The organism is Methanofastidiosum sp. (assembly GCA_013178285.1).
Taxonomy (GTDB): domain Archaea; phylum Methanobacteriota_B; class Thermococci; order Methanofastidiosales; family Methanofastidiosaceae; genus Methanofastidiosum.
The window spans coordinates 1-20,673 of sequence record JABLXD010000005.1 but is presented as its reverse complement, the minus strand read 5'-3'; the positions used below and the strand labels follow the sequence as shown (position 1 = coordinate 20,673).

Below are 20,673 nucleotides of genomic sequence, written 5' to 3'. Positions count from 1 at the left end.
TTTTTTATTAGGTAATTGATATATTTTGAAATTAATTCTTATAATCTAATATTTTCATCTTTAGAAATTCCTTTTAAAGCAATAAATAAAGAAATCAAAGCAAGCCCCGCGTAAACGCTCATGTATTTTCCTATTTCAAGTAAATCCAAAGAGGGATTAGAAGAAATCTTAATTAGAGGGATAATTGGAGAATAGCTTAGTATTTCTTTTAATACAGGATTTTCCAAAGGTATAGGTACAAACATTATTAGTGTCACAACCATCATGAAAAGAGTAAGAAAAAGATTTGACTCCGTAATATTTGAGGATATATTTGAGAACACTATGGATATAGAAAATAGGAGTAGCATTATTATTGAAAGAAATACTAAAAGTACAGGTAAATTGAAAATAAATATGCCTCTGGCACTTAACACTAGTGACCAAATTATTATCTGAACAATCGAAATTAAAAAGGTAGGTAGTATCTTACCAAGAATTATTTCTATTCTTTTTAAGGGTGAAGCAAGTAATATTTCAAAAGTCTTTCTTTCCTTTTCACCAACAATAGAATCAGATAAGATGTTCATTGAAAGAAATATGGGCAACAACAATATAAGCGGGATTAAAAGAGTCTGCATTATTTCTACAAAGAATAGATCTGCAAGATTATACGTGTAGTCTCTTGGGTATATGCTTATAGATAATGGATTTAGAACTTCATCTTGGACGTCTCCTTTTGATTTTGCTTTTATATACGCTCTTTTTATGGGATCGGATAAATCTTCAAAGTTAGCCTGATTTTTTAACAGGATCTGAATGGAGTTATCATTTTGGGCCCATATTATGCCGTCAATATTCCTAGGAAGCGCCCCACTAAAATTCTTATTTCTTAAAGCAACACTTTTGATCGATTCATCAGTTAAATAATTGGGGAATCCTTCTACTTCAGAATAAACTAAAAATGTGCCTTGGCTAGTTGGGTCATCGACATAAGTCTGTATGTAAGCATATGATGTTCCTATCAATACTATCCCTATTACTATGAAAAGCTGGAGTATAAATGCAAGTATGTATACCTTTTCTCTTAATATATCTTTAAATTCCTTGATTGAAAGGTAAATAATTTCTTTTCTCATAATACTCCCTCTAGTACAGTAATGTTATATGCTAAGTGTATTAATATCCCTGTTAGAAAAGCAGGAAGTATATATTTCCTTTCTGCAATACCTATCCCTATAATGCCTGTCGATAAAATGTGTATCCCGCCAGAAAGAAAGGTTCTCATAATAAATACTCTTACTGCATAATCTGGGAATAAATTTAATGTAAAGATTGTAAAGATAATGTTTTCAAGCATAGCAAATCCAAAGCCAGAAGTCATACCTGCAAGCATCCCTTCATGCCATTTCAATGGGTAATATTTGGTGGCTGAAAATACGCCTATACTTTTTGATAACTCTTCTATAATTGCCCATAGCATTAATATAGCGAATATTGATTCTGAAAAGTAGATAGTAATAATTCCGAAAAATATTTCAAATATTATTGAAATAAAAATTGCAATAAATCCAAAAATCAAGGCTATTAGATAGGCACTGTATGTTCTGCCTTTTATATGTATTTTTCCAGCAAATTCAAAGATAAGTTCAGATATAGATGGTCTAGGGCCAAAATAAAATTCATCCTTTTTGTAAAGAAATGTAGATAGATAAATTAATCCAATGGAAAATCCAAATGAAGGCAATATTGAAATGGCAGCTTCCTTTAATGAATATGTGCCATTTTCAATTGCTATTACAAGTGAAAGAGGAGATATAGCCGCAACTTCCTTTAAACCAGCAACATATAATGTAGACGTTCCAAACAATAGAAAGAATAAGAGTATGAATGTAACTGTAACGATTAGTGCTGAATCTTTGTAGTTCTTTGAATAGACTCCAATGAGCCCCGTTATGCTTAGAAGTAATACGGCCGTTATAGTTAGAGGCAGTATAACGAGTGGGTTTGTAATTCTCCCAAAAAAGTAAAGAGCTGTAATCCAAAATACCAGTTGAAATAAAATAATTGACATAATGGAAATAAATTTTGAATAGAATATTTTTTCTCGATTTATTGGAAGTGCCAAAAGCATTTCTCCAGTCCTAGTTTCTTTTTCAGAAATAAGCAAGTCAATTAGCATCCCTCCACTTAAAAATAATGGTAAAAGTAAAACTAGTAGTACAATATACCCTCCCCGCTCATTTTCAAAAGATTGCCTTGTTCTTTCTATTTGTTCTTGGAAATTTGAGGGCCTATCTGGAATGTTAGTTGGAATAATAGGTGTTTGTTTCTGGGTAGTGTTTTCTACATTTTGACTTGTCTGTGTCTGAGAATTGTTTGAAGGTGATAGGGAAACAAGTTGAACCGTTGGTTCTGTAATTGAGAGATCTCTCACTCTAGCTTCTATTGCACCATCTCTAAAACCAAGAAGTATGCTGTTTAATTCAGAATATGCCGAAACACTCTTCGGATTTTCATTATTTAGGTATAATTCAACTGCTGAAGATCTATAGCTTCTTATTTTTTCTTCAAAATCTTCTTCTATAAACAAAAATGCAGATATTCTACCATTTCCTAACAGTTCTAATCCCTCTTCTTTATCTAGCCACAAGATATCGAATCGTTTGTTTTCCGAAATAATTTCCGTCAGAGAATTTTTTTCAGAAGAGATGCCTATCGGTAAATAACCTTTACCACCAATAGACAAATTGAAAAATCCTCCCTCCTCTAGAGCCTTCACGTAGCTACCAAAAAGTGGGATTATAAGAAGTATTACAAGTAGTTGTAGGGTAAAAGCTATTTTGAATTTTCTATTTCTAAATAGCCTTGAAAGCTCCCATCTTATCATTTTTTCAATCATTTTTGCTACCAACTAGTTTAATAAAAACTTCTTCAAGAGAAGGGGTTAAATCTTCGAAATAAGTTACTTCTTCTTTTAGAATATATTTTAGATTTTCATAGCTTTGGGCTTTTACAATAAGGTAGTTATCCCCAGATTTCTCTATCTTAAGATTTTCATCTTGAGATATTTTATCAAGAATATTCTTTTTTATATTTTTAAGGCCAATCTTAAAGGTCTTTTCTTTTATGTAAATATTCTTTAAATTTTCAACAGTGTCATAAGCTTTTATTTTTCCTTTGTCGATAATTGCAATCTTATCGCATAGCTGTTCTGCTTCGTACATATAGTGCGTACATAAAATAATTGTCTTCTCTTTTTTTAGGGCCATTATAAAATCCCTTATTTTTCTGGAGGTAAGAGGGTCTAACCCCATTGTAGGCTCATCAAAAACAATTATTCTTGGGTCGTGTATCAAGGCTCTTGAAATTGCAAGCCTTTGGCGCATACCTTTGGAAAAAGAAGATACTCGCCAATCCTTCCTATCGGACAACCCAACTAAGTTCAATAATTCATCAACTCTTTGGCTGACTTTAGCTCTAGGAACTCCATACAATAATCCAAAATATTCTAAAAGTTCGCCTGCTTTTGGCCTTTCGTATAGATTTGGCTCTTCTGGTAGATATCCTATTATTTTTTTGATTTCGGCCGAATGTTTTTGAAGATCTTTTCCGTCAATTAATATCTGGCCTTTGGACGGCTTTAAAATACCGCAGAGAAGTCTAATCAAAGTTGTCTTTCCTGCACCATTTGGGCCAACTATTCCTATTGTCGTTCCATCCTCTATTCTGATTGTAGCATTGTCTAGGGCTTTATGATCACCAAAGAATTTTGAAACATCAAGAAACTCTATCATTAAGAAAGATTAGGATACTTTTTCTATTTAAACGTCTTTGCTTTTAATTAAGGAATTCTCAATAAATTTAGTTATAGTTTAATTTTTAAACTATTAAATATAAACTCAATAGATATTCATGAAGGGTTTAATTGAAGTATACACAGGAAATGGCAAGGGAAAAAGCACGGCTGCTTTTGGGCTTGCTTTAAGGGCATCCGGGCGCGGCCTTAAATCTATTGTAGTACAGTTCATGAAACAAGGAAACTCATATGGGGAGCATTTTGCAATAGAAAAAATAGAGAACATAGATATAGCATCATTTGGAACCCCAAAATTTGTTAATTTTAAAAATCCAAGTAAAGAGGATATTAATCTAGCTAAAGAAGCATTGGAATTTTCTAGAGAGACCATTTATAGCTTAAAATATGATCTCGTAATTCTCGATGAAATAAATATTGCCTTGCATTTTAAATTAATAGATTTGGAGAAGGTAATTGATATACTTAAAAATAAACCCGAGGGTGTGGAGGTCATACTAACGGGAAGGTACGCACCAAAAGAGTTGATAGAAATTGCAGATTTAGTTTCAGAAATAATTGAAGTAAAACATCCATACCAAAAAGGGATTGCTGCAAGAGAAGGGATTGAATATTAGCCACTTCTAGCTATGCCAACTAATCAAAACCTTTTAAATTCAAATAGAATACTTTTTTTATGGATTACTTAACTATTCTAAAGATAATTTTTGGGGGAATTATCCTTTTTCATGCTTCTTACCTTGATATTAAAAAGCGAGAAATTGAAGAGTGGCATTGGATTATACTTGCAATTGTTGGATTAGTCCATGCAATTTATTTATCTTTTACATTCCAATCATTTAGACCTTTGTTAATCACTGGCGGGGTATTTTTACTAATGTTTGGACTTGCCCTAATATTATTCTATTTGGGTTTATTTGGAGGGGGTGATGGGAAGATATTAATGGGCATTGGAGCTCTTCTACCCGCTCTTCCTGGGAAAGAATATGCATTTGGCCTATTTCCTATGTCAGTATTTGATAATGCACTTATACTAAGTATTCTTCTTCCTATTGTGATATTATTTTATAATATCTTTAGGGGAGATTCTCCAAAAGAATACGATTCAGGAAAGATTAAAAAAATAATTGCAATGTTAGTCGGCTATAGGATTAAAACGGAGAATCTTTCTGAGAAGTTTTACCCCCTAGAAGAATTTAAAGAAGGAAAAAGATTGATAAAACTTTTTATAGGAGACCTTGATTTTGACGTTGCAAAATATAAAGAGGAACTTAATGAAAAAGGAATAGGAAATCTTTGGGCAACTCCCGGACTTCCATTTGTTGTACCGATTACTTTTGGTTATTTTATAGCCGTCTTTTTTGGGGATATCATGCTTAGGGTAGTAATGGCCTTAATTTGAATTAATAAGAAAATATTATTAACAAGTTAGAATTTAATTGTTTCAATAGCAATGCTTTTATATATTGCAGCATATTATACTTAGACCATGAAAAAGATTTTCAGTATCAAAATAGGAGGGTACCTGATTTCAATATTAGCAATATTGCTAGTAGGTATTTCCTATTTCTTTCTCGGGGACAGATCTTTTTACATGGTCAGGGGATCAATTATAGCCTTTTTAGTTGCAGCAGTGATTCTTGAATATATGTCATATCGTATAAGAAATGTAATTGATTACTTTAGAAACCCTTTGACAATAGTAATGGGTGTGGCTGACTCGTTAAAGGCTGAAAATCTGCCACCAAAAGAGAGGGAACAATTAATTTTCTTGAAAAAAACCCTTGATAATATGGAAAGAATGTATAATGAAATCACATGAGGTATCAAAATGGTGAAGGTATTAATAGCTGAAGATTATTTGGAGCTTTTGGATTTTTACAAAATATCCCTAGGCTATGAACTTCTCCTTGCTAAGGATGGAGATGAAGCACTTGAGATGTACATAAAGCATAAACCGGATATAGTCCTTATGGATCTAAAATTACCAAAAAAAGACGGTCTTGACGTTACAAAAGAAATATTGAAAATCGATCCAGACGCAAGAATTGTTGCCATTACGGCATATGGTTACCTTGGACCTAAAGCTCTAGAAGTTGGAGCTAAGGATGTAATAAGAAAACCGTTTAAAATATCCGAATTAAATGACTTAATTAACAAATATGCCAAAAAATAAGTGCAATAACAACTCTTAAATATATTACTTACAATTTACTATCAATGGCTATTGAAAAAACACAAAAAAAGAAAACTCCAAAAAAATGGTTTATAATTCCAGTTATTTTTATTGCCTTATTTATAGTTATTGATAATGTTTTTTTCACCGATTATTACTCCACGGGACCTCCGATCCCTCCTGTATTGACTCAGAATGCAACTGATGTCCAGGTTGATCAATACACTGAAAAAATTCAGGACTTAGAAAAACTCCTCTCCACAACCCAAGAAGAAAATGAGCAATTACTCGTATACCAAAAACTTTTCATTAATTCTCAAAAAAGATCTTCACTGATTTTATAGAGATACTCCGATAGAATAGAGCGAAATATAGTGGAGGATCAGAGAAATATGGGAAAATTTATCACTCCCGATTCCGAAGGAATATCTAAAATAAATCAAGAGATCCCTCAAGGAAACTATCTTCTAAATTCATATAACTATATAATTGATAATTTCTATTATTATTATGATCCTTTTACTAGAACTTCAGAAGGAACCCAAGAATGGACAAACATCAAAGCCTATGATTTAAAAAATGACAAGTGGCTTGAAGTTAAACTTAGAGATTCAGTAACTCTGCAGAACTTTCCAGATATTATTTTCTATCCTGACGAAACAATAGATTTTGGAGGGGGGGATTGTGAAGACTTTGCAATTCTTTATACTTCAATGGCAATTTGTAAAGGGCACTCCTCTTACGTATATATTGTAGATATAGATAAAGATGGCATGGAAATACTTCATGCAATATCTATTGTAGACAATAAGATACTTGTAGATATCCCTTCAAAGCTTTTCATTGAGGGGAATGGTGAAGAAGATTTATTTAATAAATATATCAAGGCAATAAAAGCTCAAAAAGTTACAATACTCAATAGTTTCAATGACCATGAATTTTCAAATATAAAAAAGAGTTACAGTTAGCTATTCCAACAAAATTCATTGTACCCGCATCTTTTGCAAAAATTCTTTTTTTCTTTCTTGGGCTCTATCTCTTCTTCAAGAATTTCTTTTACTTTTGATAGTATATCTAATACCTCTTTTTTATCTTCTTCTTTTATAAGAAAAGGAATCCGCTGTTTGACTTGGTAGTACTCTAAAAAACCTAATGGAATCTTAATGCCTCTTTCTTTCTCTAAGAGGAGAGCATAAGCTGATACCTGCAATTTCTCATGTTTTCTCATACCATTTGAAAACAGGCCTGTTTTAAGTTCCACAGGAAACAGATTTCCTTCAGAATCTTCTTCAAGTTTGTCAATTTTTCCACATAATCCCAATTCATTTGAGGATACAGAATACTCCATGTCCTTCAGCATGAATAGATTTTTGTAGAGGTTTGAGTCTTTTCCATAAAGCCCCATATATTTTTTGATTCTAATGGACTTAAGGAGTTCATCCTCCTTTAATTCTTCTTGGAGCTCTTTAATAAGTTCTAGGTAGTCAACGCCAGTTTCTTTTAGTTTTGATTTATTTTTTATCATGATGTTTTTGATGACTCTCTTTGAATCTGCATAGAGTATCTTGAAGATTTCATCGATACCCATATTTTCATCTATTCTCTGTTCAATTATTATTTTCTCTCTAGACAACACTTCTTCGTAGATTTTGTGAATTATAGTTCCAGTGAGCATCTCGGAAGTTTGAGTTAGGGGAAGTCCTTTGATTTTTTTTAAATATAGCTTATATGGACAAAATAAGTATTCGGTAAGATCTGTAACGTAAATCATAGTTTGCCCCACATTACATTACGCGATAAATAATGGCACTTAGAAGGAATATAAGTAGGACTAGGTACATGGCCTTCTTAATATTTCTTTGTATCTTGCCAGGACTTTCCTTGCTCTTTAGAATATCAAAAAGTATGTATAAAACATAAACTACCACAGGCGTTACAATTCCGAGATAAATATATCCATAAAGACCGCTAATAAATGGGATATATAATAGAAAAGCCGCAATTAAGAGAAAAACAAAAGCCAGATTGAATGATTTAGATTCTCCTATTATTGCCGGAAGAGTTTTTGCACCTTTTTTTACGTCCCCTTCGAGATCCTCTATATCCTTTACAACTTCTCTTGAAACCATAGCAAAAAATGAAACAAGAGCAAGTATTAATACTCCTTTGTAACTTCCAACTGCTGTTCCGCCATAAATAAAAGTTATTGATGTAAGAAATGAAACAAGCAGATTCCCCGAAAAAGGCTTTTTCTTAAAAGTCATTGCGTATAGATACATCAAGATGCAAGCTGCAACACATATCGAGAATGCCAAAAGACTTACCATAAATGCTAGAATACACGAGACAATAAAAGAAAAAATTGAAAAACTATACGCTGTCTTTAAGCTCATGGCCCCTCTTGGCAGGACTCTCTTTGGAGCATTTATTTTATCTATCTCATAGTCAAAATAATCATTTATAGTATTTCCACCACTACATGCAAATATTGCAACGAAGAATACTAAAATAATCTTAGATATGTCTTGTATCCCTCCCCCTGCAACAAGTGCACCTATTAAAACAGCAACACCAGAAAATAGTGCATTTGAAGGCCTTGTTATTTCAACAAATTCTTTCAATCCCATAGCATCCTCTCAATACTCTCAAGTTCTTCTATGTTCCCTGAAGTCATAGGATAGTTAGGCGTGAAAGGGCACTTAGGCTCTTTTTCCTTTGATATTATATAAGTATTAATTGCCCTTGCCATCTCAACTATCTCATTTTTATCGTAGGTTAAGAGTGGCCTTAATACGGGCACTTTAACAGTTGAATCGAGGAGTGCTAGATTTTTTAAAGTTTGGGACGCAACTTGGCCCAGATTCTCTCCAGTAATTATTGCAAGATATCCTTTTTCATTACATAACTTCTCTGCTTCTTGGAGGAACCTCTTCTTACAGAAAATACATACCCACTTCTCTTTTCCCTTTTCACAAAGTTTTTGCTTTGTGTTTGAAAGATAGGGTATCCCATCAACTATATAGTCTTTAATTTCGTGGCCATATGAAAATTTCTGAAGATTCTCTTTTATTTTCAGATATTTTTGATATCCTTCCTCTGTAATCTTAAAATGCATGAGGTCTACCTTGCACCCTCTTTTCATCATTAACCATGCTGCAACAGGGGAATCAATACCGCTTGACACAAGACATATCGCCTCACCCTGAACCCCAATTGGAAGGCCTCCAAAAGCTTCAATTCTTTCAGTAAAAAGATAAGCATAATTTTCATGAAATTCTATTCCAATTTCAAAATCATAGTTTGAAAGACTAACCTCAAGATTTAGATTTTCTTTTAGGAAAGCACCTAAAACTTCATTTACCTCATTTGAAGTCATTGAGAATTCTTTAGTTATCCTTCTGGCACTAACTCTAAATTTTTTTCCTTTGTTTCTTGATAACTCTAAGGCCCTCTCTTTAATCATTTCAAAATCTGCCTCAATCTTGATAGCAGGAGAAAGAGAAGTAATGCCAAATACATTTTTTAAAGCAATAGACGCATTATAGGTATCCTCAGTATATACAATAAATCTTCCTAGTACAATATTTATTGAAGAGTAGGCTATATGATTTTTTTCTAGGCAATCCTTCATGTTTTCCAAGAGAGTCTTATTCCACCATTTCCTTGTTTGATCAGACTTTAAGGCTATCTCTCCATACCTAACAAGGACACAGCCCTCCACTTAGCCCCCTCCTATCTCGAGGAAGCTTTCGGCAACATAACCCACTTGTTCCCAGGAAAGGCCATATGTTGATATCTTAAACTTTCTTGTTCTACCAGGTTTCATCCCTATTATTCCCCTATCCTTTAATTCATAGTAAAGGAAGTACCCTTTTTTCTTGTGAGTCTTTGCAATGTTATCATAAACTGGAGTGTCTAATTTTATTAAATCATGATTTTTAGGTTTTTCACCAAGTTGTTTTATATCAATTTTTTCTAGCTCGTTTACAAGGTATCTTGCTTTCTTTACTTCTTCATCCCAATTCTTTACTCTCTCCTTAACATGCGGAAAAGATGCCATCAAAGCCATAAGTGAAGCTCCCCTTGTAGAACACCCAAGGATTTCTAGTGGTTTTGACTTCCAGTTTGTCCCAGGCTTAAACACTTTGTCCTGCCACCCTTCTTTTACTGCAAGTATGCCTATGTTTCCACCACCGGCGGCCCAAGATTTGTGGCCAGAGCATGCGATAAAATCTGCACCGATTTTCTTTCCATCAATTTCCATTCTCCCAGAGGAATATGCGGTATTAAGTAAAAAAGGAACAGAATAATCATTACAAATCTTTCCAACTTCTTTCGCGTCGACTAAATTTCCATATTCCCCATCTACATGAGTCAATAATGCGAGCTCAGGATATTTGCCAGTTTCTTTTTTGATTAACTCAAAGCCTTCTGAGTAACCTTCTGGATTTATCTTAAATTCAGGTTCTCCACTATTGGGTACTTTATATATTTTTAATCCTGCTCTTTCTGCAGCAACTTCGGAACTATAGTGCATGTTCCCATCACAGAGTATACTGCCACCAGTTGAAATAGAATGCATCACCCCATACTTTGCCTCTCTACAGCCATTTGTAGGTAGAACGTAATCCATGCCCAAAAAGTCCGAAACTTCCCCTAAAAATCCAGCGATATCTGGCTCAGTAGTAATATGCAGGGCGCCTTTACACCAATCACAGATTGAGTATCCGTCAATATATGAGATAATTATTTTTCTTGCATCAGCAGTTGTCCTTCCCCCAGTTTGTAGAGGATTTAGATTAATAAACGATTCTTCTCTGTCCCTTAATTCAAGTTTTCCAATGTTCATTTGGACACCCTATCTGAAATTAAATCGCAGTTCTTTTTAATACCCTCAATAATATTCAAGTCTTGTTCTTTTTCTTCTTCACTTAATTTATGAAAAGGGGCTGTTTTTCTCCAGATTTCCCTCAAATCTTCTATTAAAAACGCCATATCAAAAGTTTTTTCAACCACATCTTCCATGAGATTCATTTATTATAATTTTATTTAAGTATTGCCCTTCTCCATTAGTACTTACTCTAATAGAAATCTTTAAAATAAAATAGAGTTTTTCTAAGATAGTGATTATAATGGTAGCAGAGAGAGTAAAACTTGTTATCCCCTCAAAAATTAGAGAGCTCTCAGAAAGAGCGAAAAAGATTGAAAATGTTATAAGCCTTGGTATAGGTGAACCGGATTTTGATACTCCCATCCATATAAAGGAAGCTGCAAAAAAAGCCTTAGATCAGGGATTTACTCACTATACTGAAAATCAGGGAATGTTTAAGGTTAGAAAAGCAATTTCTGATAGATATATGAGATTATTTTCTGCAGAAGTTCATCCACAAAATATTCTTATGACTGCGGGAGCATACGAAGCGGTATATCTTGCATTCATGGCACTACTAAACAAAGGTGATGAAGTCTTGATTCCAGACCCTATATTTTTATGCTATGAAAACGATGCATACATGTCAGAATCAATACCTGTAAGGTTCCCATTATACGAAGAGAATAGCTTTAGACCTTCTCAAGACGACATACTTGATAGAGTCAATCAAAAGACAAAGATGCTAGTTTTGAATTACCCATCAAATCCAACTGGAGGGGTCCTTGAAAAGAGCGATTATAAGATGATAACTGACATCTGTGAAGATCATAATCTCTATCTGTTATCTGACGATACTTATGAAGAAATAGTATTTGATGGTTACAAACCTGACTGCTTTTTGAACTATTATGATAAAACCATTATAACAAACTCATTTTCAAAGAACTATGCAATGACTGGATGGAGAGTTGGATTTGTAGCTGCTGAAAAAGAGATGCTTACCCCAATGCTTAGGATACATCAATATGCAGTTTCATGCTTGAATACTCCTGCTCTTGAAGGAACATACACTGCACTTACATCTTCTCAACAATGTGTTTCTGATATGGTCAAAGAGTATGAGAGGAGAAGAAATCTTATCGTAGAAGGGCTAAACAAACTTCCAGGAGTTTCTTGTATAAATCCAAAGGGAACATTCTACTGTTTTGCTAATATAACTGAGACAGGTATGACTTCAAGGGAATTTTCTGACTTCATGCTTGACAATGCTAAAGTTGTAGTTGTTCCAGGAGATGCTTTTGGTGATAGGGGAGAAGGATTTATTAGATGCTCTTTTGCAACAGACTATGCAAAGATTGAAGAAGCATTAATCAGAATGGAAAAGGCATTAAAATCATTTTGATTTTTTTATTAATATATATGCCCCTACCATTATCAATAAGCCACCAGTCCAACCTACTAATGAAAGTTTTTCCCCTAATATGATGTATGAAAGCAATGCCGATACTAGGGCACCCATTAAGAAGAATAATGTTGCAGTCAATGGGCCTTCAATTTCGATGCCCCTATAGTAAAGAAAAATAAATATGATTTCTAGCAAGGCTAAGGCAAGAACTGTGTAAGGAATTGATAGTATAGGAGAAAGAGTATCGATTCCAAATAATGCTGAAACTATTAAAACGGTAAAAAGAGAGCCAATGAAAATTCTTATAGCTGAAATCATATACGAGTTTACTTTTTTCATAGTAATTTTTGCCAAGACGTTAGTGAAGCCCACCTGCATGGACGCTAGAAGAACTAGGATATCCCCCCAGTGGGGATTCAAGGCTTTCCCATCTGTCGATATAAGATACATTCCAATAAACATTATGGCCATTGATGAATATTGGCTCTTTTGAATTTTATCCTTCAGCAAGAAATGTGAAAACAAGGCAGTAAATATAAAGACAAATCTAAATATGAATCCTGCATTTATTGCAAGTGTGTATGCTTGCCCAATGTAAAGAGTCATCATAGCAGTGCCACTTCCAATTACTCCAAGGATAGTTAGATCCCTTTTCGGTAATGGAGTTTCATAGTTGACTTTATCTTTTAATAAAAATATTGCCAGAATCATCATTGGTATTGACAAAAGAGATCTAGAAGATACAAGGCTATATGACGTGTATCCTTGATTTAAGGCCATCTTCACAAGGATAATTGAAAATCCATACAAAGCAGAGGAAATAGATAAAACAGCGATGCCTTCAGTTTTCATAGATATCTCCGATAACAAAAATCCTTCAAACGTTTTATATATCCTTTGTTCTTTCGTAAGCTTTTTATATATTTGATTAAATGTGGATTAGACTAGGCCGGGAGGTTAGGCGCCTCCTGTTACCTCAAGCCGTCTTAAGAGGGGCCGAAGCCTGGAAAGCAGTTGGATATCTACATGGTGGAAACCCTACGACGTTGAAGCCATGTCCTACAGGATTGGCGGCGGATCAGTCCATTTTGGAAGAGATGGACAAACCCTTCACCTTTCGAACCCCGCCAGGCCCGGAAGGGAGCAACGGTAGGGAGGACGTTTAATGCTTGTAGGGTAGCAGGGTCGAGTACGGGGGAATCCCTCCCTTGTAGTCTATTCTGCCCATTTCCAGGCGGGTCACTATCCATAAATTTAAAAACAAAATTAAATCATTTATTTTAAGCCGAGGTGGCCCAGCTTGGTACGGCGCGGGATTGCTAATCCCGTTCTCCTTGTGAGATCTAGGGTTCAAATCCCTACCTCGGCGCTTTAGATGAATGGAGCTTTTCTTTATCTCAGTACCTCTTGTACTTTTAAGGCCAAAATCCGTAACACTTAATAAGATTAGAATCTTTTTTATATTACTATAATGGTGGTTTCAATGAAGAAAATATTTGCCATAATTGTGTCTTTGCTATTTGTAGTAAGTCTATTTGGTGTTACTCAAACGATGGCTCAACTTGATTGTTGTACTCCAGAGAACTTTGAAGTCAGCAGAACTTCAGTTCATGTTGGAGAAACATTCACTGTTTCCTTTCGGATGTTTTGTGGTATGTTGTATATCCCTGACGATAGTCTTTTTGAATTAACACACATAAATATTTATGATGAAACTGGAGCTCTACGTTACAGTATTGAGAATGATGGACAACCATTCTCTATTCAGGTAAACGGTATGTATTTGGAGGAGATTACACTTAGGGCCATTAGACCAGGCACAGTTTTTTTCGGGTTGGATTGCAGTGGATTTACTTGCCAAGTATGTGATATAACTTGTGATTGCCATAAAACAGTCACAATAACTCCAAAAGAATATCCAATGCTAAAGTTCATGAAGATACTTGAGAAGAACAAAAACAAAGAATAAATAATTATTATTTTTATTTCAACACTTTTTTCTATTTCAACTTAGGCAAATGTTTATATATTTATGATGATTTATTTTTAGGTAATTATAATGGTGTTAACTATGAAGAAAATATTTGTTATTTTGATATCCTTAATATTTGTAGCAAGTGTATTTGGTGTTGCTCAAACTATGGCCTTACCCACTCCTCCTTCTTCTCCTGATTGTTGTGATTCAGAAAATTTTAATATAAGTAGAACGTCAGTTAGAGTTGGAGAAACATTTACTGTTTCAGTAACTTATGGATGTTTTTTCTGTTTAGAAGGAGTAGGTTTTGAGAGTCCTTGTGATGTTCAAACTACATGGTCTACTCTGATTACTGGCCCTCCTCAGTTTCCATTTCCAGTGGGGTCTCCTATTGAGGTGATAGGTGTACAAGATCTCGGACAAAATAAGTATATAGTAACTTTGAAGGCAGTTAGTCCTGGCACATTAGTTTTCAAAAATACCCAATGTTGTAACGAAGAAACTACAGTCAAAATATTTCCAAGAGCACTTCCAATGCTTAAGTTCATGAAGATACTTGGACTGGGTAACACAGATTAATTTATTTTTTTATTACAAACTTTTTTTAATTTCAACTTAAGACAAATCTTAAATACATCGAACTCTAAAATATCCACAGACATAAATAAGTCTAGATAGATTGCTAATCCTTTGTTATTACATTATCCAAAATCTTTGAATTAGGGATAAGTAAATACCTTCCATCTTCTCTCTTGATTTTTGTATATATCAAAGAAACTTCTTCAACTATGCCTTCCATGTCCTCAATTTTAATAGTATCCCCAACATTTATCTGCCTATAAAAAACAATAAAAATCCCAGAAAAAAGATTTGGTATAATATTCTTTAATCCAATTATTGTTATTACCGACCATAAAGCCATTATTATTGTTATTGTTATTACAAGAATCCCCGTGCTGACTTTTAGCTGTGTTAAGGCCATCGTCCCTACAAGTATGTAAATAAAATATCTTATACCTTTGCCAAAGAACCAATATTTTGGGATATTTGTATCCTCAAATACCTTTTCTACAAATATGGCAATCTTATCTGCTACAACAAGCCCAATTATAACTACAAAAAAAGCTATCAAGATATTGGGGACATAATTAATGAATATACCTATGGAGTTGCTGATACCTGGCAAATTTAGGACTTCAAAAGCCAAGAATATTGCAATTATGTATACAATCCAACTAATAAAGACCTCAACACTCTTTAATATTTTGAATCCTACCCTTTCTGTAATCTTTTCAGCTTCAGTTTTTTTAAGAGCTCTTTCAATACCCATTTTTTTCATTATGGCTTCAGTCAATCTAGCAAGACCTTTTCCAATAAAGAATCCGGCTACAAGGATTAGGATTGCAAAAAATATTCTGGGCAAAATCTGTGAAAATGCAGAGAATAATGAATCAAAAAATAATCTAATTTCAAGGAATATTAAGTCAAGATTCATTTTAATCAACCTTTACCTCATCAGGGTCAACTTCCCAGACTAACTCACCATTTTTGAATATACGAATCATATTGTCCGATTCTGCAAGGACTATTGCAACAGCATCTGTGACCTTTGTCATCCATGCAGCGGATAGGTGCCTCGCCCCAAGCCCCTTTGGGAGGGAGATACCATCTTTCCCAGCCTCGAGGTATCTTGAAGCTGCCAGTAGCTTTCCATCGCCAGATATAATAAAAGCCCCATCAAGTCTTGAAAATTCTTTTATCATATTCTGGACTCCTGTGTCATTAATTGTTACATAACTCCTTTCAAATGGATTGTAAGTTATCTGAGAGGATTTCTGCATGACATTTCCACAGTCCCCAATAATAAAAGAAGTCCCAATTGGTTTTCCTTCTTTACCTTTTCTGCCTAATTGGACTGCAATTGAAAGAACGGAATAAATAACATCAGTTTTAACATTCTTTAGAGAGAAAAACAACTCATAGATACCCTTGGCATTTATCTGATTTGTTTTCCTTGTTATTATAAAATTATAAGATTCGCTATCGAGCCTTCCTATATAGACAATCTTATCCTCATTTTTTAGCAGGTCTTGCATTAGGGCGGCAGAAATAGCAAACTCTAGCCTTGTCGTAATCTTCTTCAATATCCCCGGAACAAAGATTATGTTTTCAAATTTTTTCTTTATTTTTTCATTGGAAGAAACCCCAAATAGATTTACTTCTCTAGAAGAAATAAATCCTTGAAGCCTTTCCATATCTTTTATAGAGTCAATTTCAACTAGAACAGCATCTGCATTTATGTCCTGGAATAGTGATATTCCTGCCCGAATAAAAGGATCGATTTCCATATATTTACTCCATGAAATTTTTTTCTATTATATCCCCTTCTGGCCTTATTTCTGAAAATATCTGGCCTTGGAATTTGTATATTTTTGTGCGATTATCCATCCAGCAATCCAATGGTAGTCCAGCCTTTATGCATGCATGGGATAGAAACTCTTCACTGTTCCACTTTTCTTCCACTGGCACCTGTGGAAGGAGTAAACCTTTCCTAAATCCTAATTCAACTATAAGGCCGTCTTTTCCAACTTCAATTTTAGGTGGATACTCCATTACATCTTCGACTTTTACTAGCTCTGGAGGTGTTAGAACTGTGACTTCAATAACTAAGTTCTTAAGTTCATCAGGTCTGACTTTTTGGAATCGTGGATCTCTGGTAGCTGAGGAAACTGATGCATCAAGGAGGGCATCTATTAGGGGAAGCACCGGTTCTGGATATCCTATACACCCTCGTAAACTGTATTTTGGGTAAGTGTGAAGTGTAACAAACACCCCACAATTTTTTTTAAATGATTCAGGGATGTCTTGTATTTCTATATTTTTTCTTTTTTCAAGGTAGGATTCAATATTTTTCCTTGCGAGAAATACAAGCTTCTTCCCTTCCTCTAAATTATACATTAAAGATAATTATTTAAGTCAATATAAATAGTTTTTGCATATGGTGATTTAATAGAAGCTGTAATACTTGCCGCAGGAAAAGGAGTTAGACTCTCCCCACTAACTGACGAAATACCAAAACCAATGTTGCCATTAGGGGATACAACTATACTTGGGAATATATTAAGAATATTCAAATCATCCGGTATAGAAAAGGTATCAATAATTGTTGGGCACAAAGCCGAGATAATCAAAGATTACATAAAAAATAATAATATTGGTCTTCAGGTAAGTTTCATTGAACAGAAGGAGCGCCTTGGGACTGGGCATGCTTTAATGATCGCATCTGAATATGTAAACTCTGATTTTATATGTGTCTATGGGGATCTCCTATTTAAAGAGAGTTTCATTGTTTCGCTTTTATCTAGATTTGAATCATCTGAATCTGTCGCAATGATGGCATTAACAGAGAGTGAAACACCTGAGTTCTTTGGAAGTGTTACAGTCAATGGAGACGAAGTATCTGGAATCTATGAAAAATCTGATAATCCACCTTCTAATTTGATAAATACTGGGATATATTGTTTTAAAAAAGAAGCTTTTTCATACATAAATAAAACAAAATTATCCTCACGAGGGGAATATGAGCTCACCGATTCCCTCAAGATGATGATGCAAGATGGAAAGAAGGTCAAATGGATGCCTTTGGGTGGAAAATGGCTTGACATTGGAAGGCCTTGGGACCTAATAGATGCAAATATGTTCTTTCTGGAAACTCTTAAGGATTATTTATCACAAGATTCAAAGATTTCGCCTGACTCAAAGATAGGCTCTCCTGTCCACATCGATTCTTTTTCAACTATTGGTTCTTCAGAAATTATTTCACCCTGTTTAATATCCAGTAATGTTAAAATCAGCGATAATTCAAAGATAAATTCTTCAGTTATTAGAAAAAATGTTGTAATCGGAAAAAACTGCGTCATTGAAACTTCAGTCATAATGGAAGGTGTAAAAATAGGAGACAACTCTATTGTTTCTTTTTCTATAATTGGGGAAAATTCAGAAATAGGAAGAAATGTTAATTTTGAAAGCAAATCTAAGGATACTATAAAAGTTGAGATAAAAGGAGCGCTTGTGGATTCAAACAGGAAGCAGCTAGGTTCAATAGTAGGAAGAAATGTAAAGATAAATGACAATATGATGATAAAGCCTGGCCAGAAGATTGAATCAGGCTCTATATAAAAAATAAATATTTTTTATTCTAGTTCAAAAAGATGATTACAGTATGTGCACTTGTAGATTTTTTTTCTGTCTTCTATTATATGTGTTGGAACGACTTTTGAACCACAGCGTGGGCATTTAGGAAGTACTCCTTGTTCTCTAGTAGTTCTTGTTATTTGTTTAACGCCTGGAATTCTCTTGATTTTTTCTCTTTGTGCATGAGTTAAGAATCCTACCACTATACCTATAAGGCCAAATCCGCCCAAGATATATGCTACCGGCCTATACTCATCGTGCCAGTAAGTTTCTTGCTTTGTGACGGTCTCAAGTTCCTGGTAAGGTATCTTCTCTTCGTATGTTTCAGTTACATTTTCTATAACAGTCTCAAGGTACTCTTGTCTTGTGGTAGAAGACTCCTGCTTTATTATAGTGTACTCTATTCTTTTTGAATAGGCAAAAAGTCTATTTGAAAGTATTATTCTGTATTGCTGTATCCCTGCACTTGCTGGAACAGTCCAAAAACTATTCAACTCAATAGTTCCAATTGGTGCATCATAATAGGCATTGTAAGCTTGTTGTGATAACCAAAGTTCGTAATTTCTACTATCCACTATTTTAAATTCAAACCAACGCTCGATATCTCTCTTGTTTTGGTCTGTAGTAATTATGTATCTAATCCTATCGTTTGGTTTTAATAGTGGTTCACCAAGCGTTATGTACTCATTAGGTTCAAAGTCTTTTGAAGAATCAATTATTGTAGAATTTGTATAGACTATAACTTCCCTAGTTCTCTTAACAAGTTTCTCCTGTGGAACGATCCTCTCTCGTATCTCAATCCTTTCCTTTGTGACGTATTCTTGTGTAGTTACCGTTCTTTGCAAAGGTATAGTTGTGTAATAAAATAAGCCCCCCGCTACAATTAGAAGAATAAGGCCCAAAACAATAAAATCAGTTCTTTTTGCCATAGTTATCACCATTGAAATTAATATTTATTAATAGAATACCTATTTATATTTATCGGAAACAATTAAAAATTTCCCTAAATATTAGATAAAATAAAGTAATTATGCGTGTTTTATAGGGTAACGGGCACCACAAGCCTCACATTGAAGAAAAGTAATCCTGTCTTCTCTAATAATTCTGGTGTCTGGCCTGTTGCATTCTGTACATATTACAGACTCCTTAGCATACTTCTCAATTTTTTCATTTATAACTGAAGATGAAAACTTCCCTTGGAAAATAGCTTCTTGACCGCTCATATTTCCTGCTGTTGCAAGCTCTCTTAAGATATATTTCAAGAATGCATCGACATCCCTATTAAGAACTGAGGCGATTTCTCTGAAATTTTTTACTATTGTTCTGTTCCCCATTATAAATGAATCTACTCTAGGAATTTCAAATCTGCTTGTTTCAAAGACGTTTTTTGGCAATAGCTCTTCAGCCCGATTTAGAAGTGATTCGTAGTCTGTTTTTTCATCTCCCATATTTGGAAAATGATTTTTACGATTTATAAAGTTACCGAAAGTTTTAAATCGGAAATCAGATTTTCTATTATTACCAGCCGGGTAGGGTAGCGGTCAATCCTGCGGGGTTTTGGTCCCTGCGACAACGGTTCGAATCCGTTCCCGGCTATCACTTTCTTTCTCAATAAATTTATATAATAAAGTTCCTTTAAAATATTGGGATAAAATGTTTAGAAAGTTATTTGGCTTAGTCATTATAATTTCATTTGTATCTGCCTTTGCAGGGTGTAACTCTCAAGATAAAGGGCAGACAGCAAAAGACGTGTTGCAGGACTGGAGAAGCCAGGACTTTACTGAAACTCAAGATCCAAAGATTGAGGAGAAAATCCCAAAGTCCACTGGAGAAACACTATCTGGGTCAATAGCGTGCCCTATGCAGATAACTGACTATCGCCAAAGAATCGATGGCAACAGGATTTACATCGAGGGAAATGTTTACAATTACGGGGATGCAAGCTATAAGAATCCAAGAATCGATTGTGTAAAATTGTATATTTTCTTCTTCAATAATAAAGGTGACATAATTGCTCAGGAATCCTATAATTTGGGCGTTGGGGAACTAAGATATGGGGAAAAGTTCCCCTTCAGCGTTAGTGTAAATATGCCATCGGGGACAGAAAGATACGTTGTCAAAGTAAGGTGTTGCAACAGATGAAAACAGGAGTGGGGCAGACTCTTGCCATATCATTTGGATTTTGCAATGAAAACAAAAAACTTTTCATACCTACTCTGATATCAATGTACACTGTTTACTTCCTCTCTGTTAT

The 20,673-nt window shown here is 34.3% G+C and carries 25 protein-coding genes, 2 tRNA genes and 1 other RNA gene; 14 read left to right on the top strand and 14 right to left on the bottom strand.

Annotated elements, in window-relative coordinates; all coding sequences use genetic code 11:
• Nucleotides 1-38: 38 nt before the first annotated feature.
• From HPY60_03090 to HPY60_03080, 3 genes are read right to left on the bottom strand one after another with little or no spacing between them, the layout of a single operon-like run.
• Nucleotides 39-1,118, bottom strand: coding sequence for an ABC transporter permease (locus tag HPY60_03090; GenBank protein NPV50168.1), 1,080 nt, complete (start codon nucleotides 1,116-1,118; stop codon nucleotides 39-41).
• A complete protein-coding gene (locus HPY60_03085) occupies nucleotides 1,115-2,881 on the bottom strand; it encodes an ABC transporter permease (protein NPV50167.1) in 1,767 nt (588 codons plus the stop codon). The genes HPY60_03090 and HPY60_03085 overlap by 4 nt, the downstream gene beginning before the upstream one ends.
• Nucleotides 2,874-3,776: an ABC transporter ATP-binding protein gene (locus HPY60_03080; protein ID NPV50166.1), complete on the bottom strand. Its 903-nt coding sequence runs from the start codon at nucleotides 3,774-3,776 to the stop codon at nucleotides 2,874-2,876. The genes HPY60_03085 and HPY60_03080 overlap by 8 nt, the downstream gene beginning before the upstream one ends.
• Before the next feature lie 118 nt (nucleotides 3,777-3,894).
• Between HPY60_03080 and cobO the strand changes: the two genes are divergently transcribed.
• The 6 genes from cobO (at nucleotide 3,895) to HPY60_03050 (ending at nucleotide 6,940) form a co-directional block, all read left to right on the top strand.
• Entirely contained in the window at nucleotides 3,895-4,413 is a 519-nt protein-coding gene (cobO, locus tag HPY60_03075; GenBank protein ID NPV50165.1) for a cob(I)yrinic acid a,c-diamide adenosyltransferase, read from the top strand.
• Nucleotides 4,414-4,472: 59 nt separating this feature from the next.
• Nucleotides 4,473-5,198, top strand: a complete 726-nt coding sequence (locus tag HPY60_03070) for a hypothetical protein (GenBank protein NPV50164.1) — start codon at nucleotides 4,473-4,475, stop codon at nucleotides 5,196-5,198.
• 87 nt (nucleotides 5,199-5,285) lie between these two features.
• Nucleotides 5,286-5,618 carry a hypothetical protein gene (locus tag HPY60_03065; GenBank protein NPV50163.1) on the top strand — a complete coding sequence of 111 codons (333 nt, stop codon included), beginning with the start codon at nucleotides 5,286-5,288 and terminating at the stop codon, nucleotides 5,616-5,618.
• A 9-nt stretch (nucleotides 5,619-5,627) separates the two neighbouring features.
• Nucleotides 5,628-5,972 carry a response regulator gene (locus HPY60_03060; GenBank protein ID NPV50162.1) on the top strand — a complete coding sequence of 115 codons (345 nt, stop codon included), beginning with the start codon at nucleotides 5,628-5,630 and terminating at the stop codon, nucleotides 5,970-5,972.
• Between the two features lie 44 nt (nucleotides 5,973-6,016).
• Nucleotides 6,017-6,316 (top strand): hypothetical protein, encoded by a 300-nt coding sequence (locus HPY60_03055; protein ID NPV50161.1) that lies wholly within the window; start codon nucleotides 6,017-6,019, stop codon nucleotides 6,314-6,316.
• A gap of 48 nt (nucleotides 6,317-6,364) precedes the next feature.
• Nucleotides 6,365-6,940, top strand: coding sequence for a hypothetical protein (locus tag HPY60_03050; GenBank protein NPV50160.1), 576 nt, complete (start codon nucleotides 6,365-6,367; stop codon nucleotides 6,938-6,940).
• Here the strand turns inward: HPY60_03050 and cas4 are convergent.
• The 5 genes from cas4 to HPY60_03025 are packed head-to-tail and all read right to left on the bottom strand — an operon-like array spanning nucleotide 6,937 to nucleotide 10,997.
• Nucleotides 6,937-7,743 carry a CRISPR-associated protein Cas4 gene (cas4, locus tag HPY60_03045; GenBank protein NPV50159.1) on the bottom strand — a complete coding sequence of 269 codons (807 nt, stop codon included), beginning with the start codon at nucleotides 7,741-7,743 and terminating at the stop codon, nucleotides 6,937-6,939. The genes HPY60_03050 and cas4 overlap by 4 nt on opposite strands.
• A gap of 13 nt (nucleotides 7,744-7,756) precedes the next feature.
• Nucleotides 7,757-8,599: a UbiA family prenyltransferase gene (locus tag HPY60_03040; GenBank protein NPV50158.1), complete on the bottom strand. Its 843-nt coding sequence runs from the start codon at nucleotides 8,597-8,599 to the stop codon at nucleotides 7,757-7,759.
• On the bottom strand, nucleotides 8,590-9,693 hold the full coding sequence (thiI, locus tag HPY60_03035) for a tRNA 4-thiouridine(8) synthase ThiI (GenBank protein ID NPV50157.1): 1,104 nt from the start codon (nucleotides 9,691-9,693) through the stop codon (nucleotides 8,590-8,592). Before thiI ends, HPY60_03040 begins: the two co-directional genes overlap by 10 nt.
• Complete coding sequence (gene pscS / locus HPY60_03030; protein NPV50156.1) at nucleotides 9,694-10,821, bottom strand: O-phospho-L-seryl-tRNA:Cys-tRNA synthase; 1,128 nt, start codon at nucleotides 10,819-10,821, stop codon at nucleotides 9,694-9,696.
• Complete coding sequence (locus tag HPY60_03025) at nucleotides 10,818-10,997, bottom strand: hypothetical protein (GenBank protein ID NPV50155.1); 180 nt, start codon at nucleotides 10,995-10,997, stop codon at nucleotides 10,818-10,820. The genes pscS and HPY60_03025 overlap by 4 nt, the downstream gene beginning before the upstream one ends.
• Nucleotides 10,998-11,104: 107 nt before the next feature.
• Between HPY60_03025 and HPY60_03020 the strand changes: the two genes are divergently transcribed.
• Nucleotides 11,105-12,247: a pyridoxal phosphate-dependent aminotransferase gene (locus tag HPY60_03020; protein NPV50154.1), complete on the top strand. Its 1,143-nt coding sequence runs from the start codon at nucleotides 11,105-11,107 to the stop codon at nucleotides 12,245-12,247.
• Here the strand turns inward: HPY60_03020 and HPY60_03015 are convergent.
• Complete coding sequence (locus tag HPY60_03015; protein NPV50153.1) at nucleotides 12,239-13,102, bottom strand: EamA family transporter; 864 nt, start codon at nucleotides 13,100-13,102, stop codon at nucleotides 12,239-12,241. The genes HPY60_03020 and HPY60_03015 overlap by 9 nt on opposite strands.
• Nucleotides 13,103-13,186: 84 nt before the next feature.
• On the opposite strand from HPY60_03015, the gene ffs reads away from it, so the two are divergent.
• From ffs to HPY60_02995, 4 genes are all read left to right on the top strand, one after another.
• Nucleotides 13,187-13,498, top strand: an RNA gene (ffs, locus tag HPY60_03010) — signal recognition particle sRNA.
• Nucleotides 13,499-13,534: 36 nt separating this feature from the next.
• Nucleotides 13,535-13,619: transfer RNA gene (locus HPY60_03005), tRNA-Ser, on the top strand.
• A 114-nt stretch (nucleotides 13,620-13,733) separates the two neighbouring features.
• Complete coding sequence (locus HPY60_03000; protein ID NPV50152.1) at nucleotides 13,734-14,219, top strand: hypothetical protein; 486 nt, start codon at nucleotides 13,734-13,736, stop codon at nucleotides 14,217-14,219.
• Nucleotides 14,220-14,321: 102 nt separating this feature from the next.
• Nucleotides 14,322-14,804 carry a hypothetical protein gene (locus tag HPY60_02995; protein ID NPV50151.1) on the top strand — a complete coding sequence of 161 codons (483 nt, stop codon included), beginning with the start codon at nucleotides 14,322-14,324 and terminating at the stop codon, nucleotides 14,802-14,804.
• Nucleotides 14,805-14,907: 103 nt separating this feature from the next.
• On the opposite strand, the gene HPY60_02990 is transcribed toward HPY60_02995, so the two are convergent.
• Genes HPY60_02990 through HPY60_02980 form a run of 3 tightly spaced genes read right to left on the bottom strand, consistent with a single transcriptional unit; the run spans nucleotide 14,908 to nucleotide 17,183 of the window.
• The gene (locus tag HPY60_02990) at nucleotides 14,908-15,720 is read right to left on the bottom strand and encodes a mechanosensitive ion channel (protein NPV50150.1); all 813 of its coding nucleotides are present in this window, start codon (nucleotides 15,718-15,720) and stop codon (nucleotides 14,908-14,910) included.
• Nucleotide 15,721: 1 nt separating this feature from the next.
• Nucleotides 15,722-16,573, bottom strand: coding sequence for a diadenylate cyclase (locus HPY60_02985; GenBank protein NPV50149.1), 852 nt, complete (start codon nucleotides 16,571-16,573; stop codon nucleotides 15,722-15,724).
• Nucleotides 16,574-16,577: 4 nt separating this feature from the next.
• Entirely contained in the window at nucleotides 16,578-17,183 is a 606-nt protein-coding gene (locus HPY60_02980) for a TIGR00296 family protein (protein NPV50148.1), read from the bottom strand.
• A gap of 27 nt (nucleotides 17,184-17,210) precedes the next feature.
• Between HPY60_02980 and HPY60_02975 the strand changes: the two genes are divergently transcribed.
• Nucleotides 17,211-18,404: an NTP transferase domain-containing protein gene (locus tag HPY60_02975; GenBank protein NPV50147.1), complete on the top strand. Its 1,194-nt coding sequence runs from the start codon at nucleotides 17,211-17,213 to the stop codon at nucleotides 18,402-18,404.
• 14 nt (nucleotides 18,405-18,418) lie between these two features.
• On the opposite strand, the gene HPY60_02970 is transcribed toward HPY60_02975, so the two are convergent.
• Both HPY60_02970 and HPY60_02965 read right to left on the bottom strand, forming a co-directional pair.
• Nucleotides 18,419-19,348 (bottom strand): hypothetical protein, encoded by a 930-nt coding sequence (locus HPY60_02970; GenBank protein ID NPV50146.1) that lies wholly within the window; start codon nucleotides 19,346-19,348, stop codon nucleotides 18,419-18,421.
• 99 nt (nucleotides 19,349-19,447) lie between these two features.
• Nucleotides 19,448-19,867: a translation initiation factor IF-2 subunit beta gene (locus HPY60_02965; protein NPV50145.1), complete on the bottom strand. Its 420-nt coding sequence runs from the start codon at nucleotides 19,865-19,867 to the stop codon at nucleotides 19,448-19,450.
• 75 nt (nucleotides 19,868-19,942) lie between these two features.
• Between HPY60_02965 and HPY60_02960 the strand changes: the two genes are divergently transcribed.
• A tRNA-Gln gene (locus HPY60_02960) sits at nucleotides 19,943-20,015 on the top strand.
• 57 nt (nucleotides 20,016-20,072) lie between these two features.
• On the top strand, nucleotides 20,073-20,561 hold the full coding sequence (locus HPY60_02955; GenBank protein NPV50144.1) for a hypothetical protein: 489 nt from the start codon (nucleotides 20,073-20,075) through the stop codon (nucleotides 20,559-20,561).
• Nucleotides 20,562-20,673: the final 112 nt, after the last annotated feature.

What these genes read in the sequence shown, in the direction of transcription:
- HPY60_03060 (NPV50162.1), top strand. Translation starts at nt 5,628, where the DNA reads ATGGTGAAGGTATTAATAGCTGAAGATTATTTGGAGCTTTTGGATTTT.
- HPY60_03055 (NPV50161.1), top strand. Translation starts at nt 6,017, where the DNA reads ATGGCTATTGAAAAAACACAAAAAAAGAAAACTCCAAAAAAATGGTTT.
- cas4 (NPV50159.1), bottom strand. Translation starts at nt 7,743, where the DNA reads ATGATTTACGTTACAGATCTTACCGAATACTTATTTTGTCCATATAAG.
- HPY60_03085 (NPV50167.1), bottom strand. Translation starts at nt 2,881, where the DNA reads ATGATTGAAAAAATGATAAGATGGGAGCTTTCAAGGCTATTTAGAAAT.
- HPY60_02990 (NPV50150.1), bottom strand. Translation starts at nt 15,720, where the DNA reads ATGAATCTTGACTTAATATTCCTTGAAATTAGATTATTTTTTGATTCA.
- HPY60_02985 (NPV50149.1), bottom strand. Translation starts at nt 16,573, where the DNA reads ATGGAAATCGATCCTTTTATTCGGGCAGGAATATCACTATTCCAGGAC.
- cobO (NPV50165.1), top strand. Translation starts at nt 3,895, where the DNA reads ATGAAGGGTTTAATTGAAGTATACACAGGAAATGGCAAGGGAAAAAGC.
- HPY60_03065 (NPV50163.1), top strand. Translation starts at nt 5,286, where the DNA reads ATGAAAAAGATTTTCAGTATCAAAATAGGAGGGTACCTGATTTCAATA.
- HPY60_03020 (NPV50154.1), top strand. Translation starts at nt 11,105, where the DNA reads ATGGTAGCAGAGAGAGTAAAACTTGTTATCCCCTCAAAAATTAGAGAG.
- pscS (NPV50156.1), bottom strand. Translation starts at nt 10,821, where the DNA reads ATGAACATTGGAAAACTTGAATTAAGGGACAGAGAAGAATCGTTTATT.
- HPY60_03000 (NPV50152.1), top strand. Translation starts at nt 13,734, where the DNA reads ATGAAGAAAATATTTGCCATAATTGTGTCTTTGCTATTTGTAGTAAGT.
- HPY60_02980 (NPV50148.1), bottom strand. Translation starts at nt 17,183, where the DNA reads ATGTATAATTTAGAGGAAGGGAAGAAGCTTGTATTTCTCGCAAGGAAA.
- HPY60_03015 (NPV50153.1), bottom strand. Translation starts at nt 13,102, where the DNA reads ATGAAAACTGAAGGCATCGCTGTTTTATCTATTTCCTCTGCTTTGTAT.
- HPY60_03080 (NPV50166.1), bottom strand. Translation starts at nt 3,776, where the DNA reads ATGATAGAGTTTCTTGATGTTTCAAAATTCTTTGGTGATCATAAAGCC.
- HPY60_03050 (NPV50160.1), top strand. Translation starts at nt 6,365, where the DNA reads ATGGGAAAATTTATCACTCCCGATTCCGAAGGAATATCTAAAATAAAT.
- HPY60_03090 (NPV50168.1), bottom strand. Translation starts at nt 1,118, where the DNA reads ATGAGAAAAGAAATTATTTACCTTTCAATCAAGGAATTTAAAGATATA.
- HPY60_02955 (NPV50144.1), top strand. Translation starts at nt 20,073, where the DNA reads ATGTTTAGAAAGTTATTTGGCTTAGTCATTATAATTTCATTTGTATCT.
- HPY60_02995 (NPV50151.1), top strand. Translation starts at nt 14,322, where the DNA reads ATGAAGAAAATATTTGTTATTTTGATATCCTTAATATTTGTAGCAAGT.
- HPY60_02965 (NPV50145.1), bottom strand. Translation starts at nt 19,867, where the DNA reads ATGGGAGATGAAAAAACAGACTACGAATCACTTCTAAATCGGGCTGAA.
- HPY60_02970 (NPV50146.1), bottom strand. Translation starts at nt 19,348, where the DNA reads ATGGCAAAAAGAACTGATTTTATTGTTTTGGGCCTTATTCTTCTAATT.
- HPY60_03040 (NPV50158.1), bottom strand. Translation starts at nt 8,599, where the DNA reads ATGGGATTGAAAGAATTTGTTGAAATAACAAGGCCTTCAAATGCACTA.
- HPY60_03025 (NPV50155.1), bottom strand. Translation starts at nt 10,997, where the DNA reads ATGGAAGATGTGGTTGAAAAAACTTTTGATATGGCGTTTTTAATAGAA.
- HPY60_03070 (NPV50164.1), top strand. Translation starts at nt 4,473, where the DNA reads ATGGATTACTTAACTATTCTAAAGATAATTTTTGGGGGAATTATCCTT.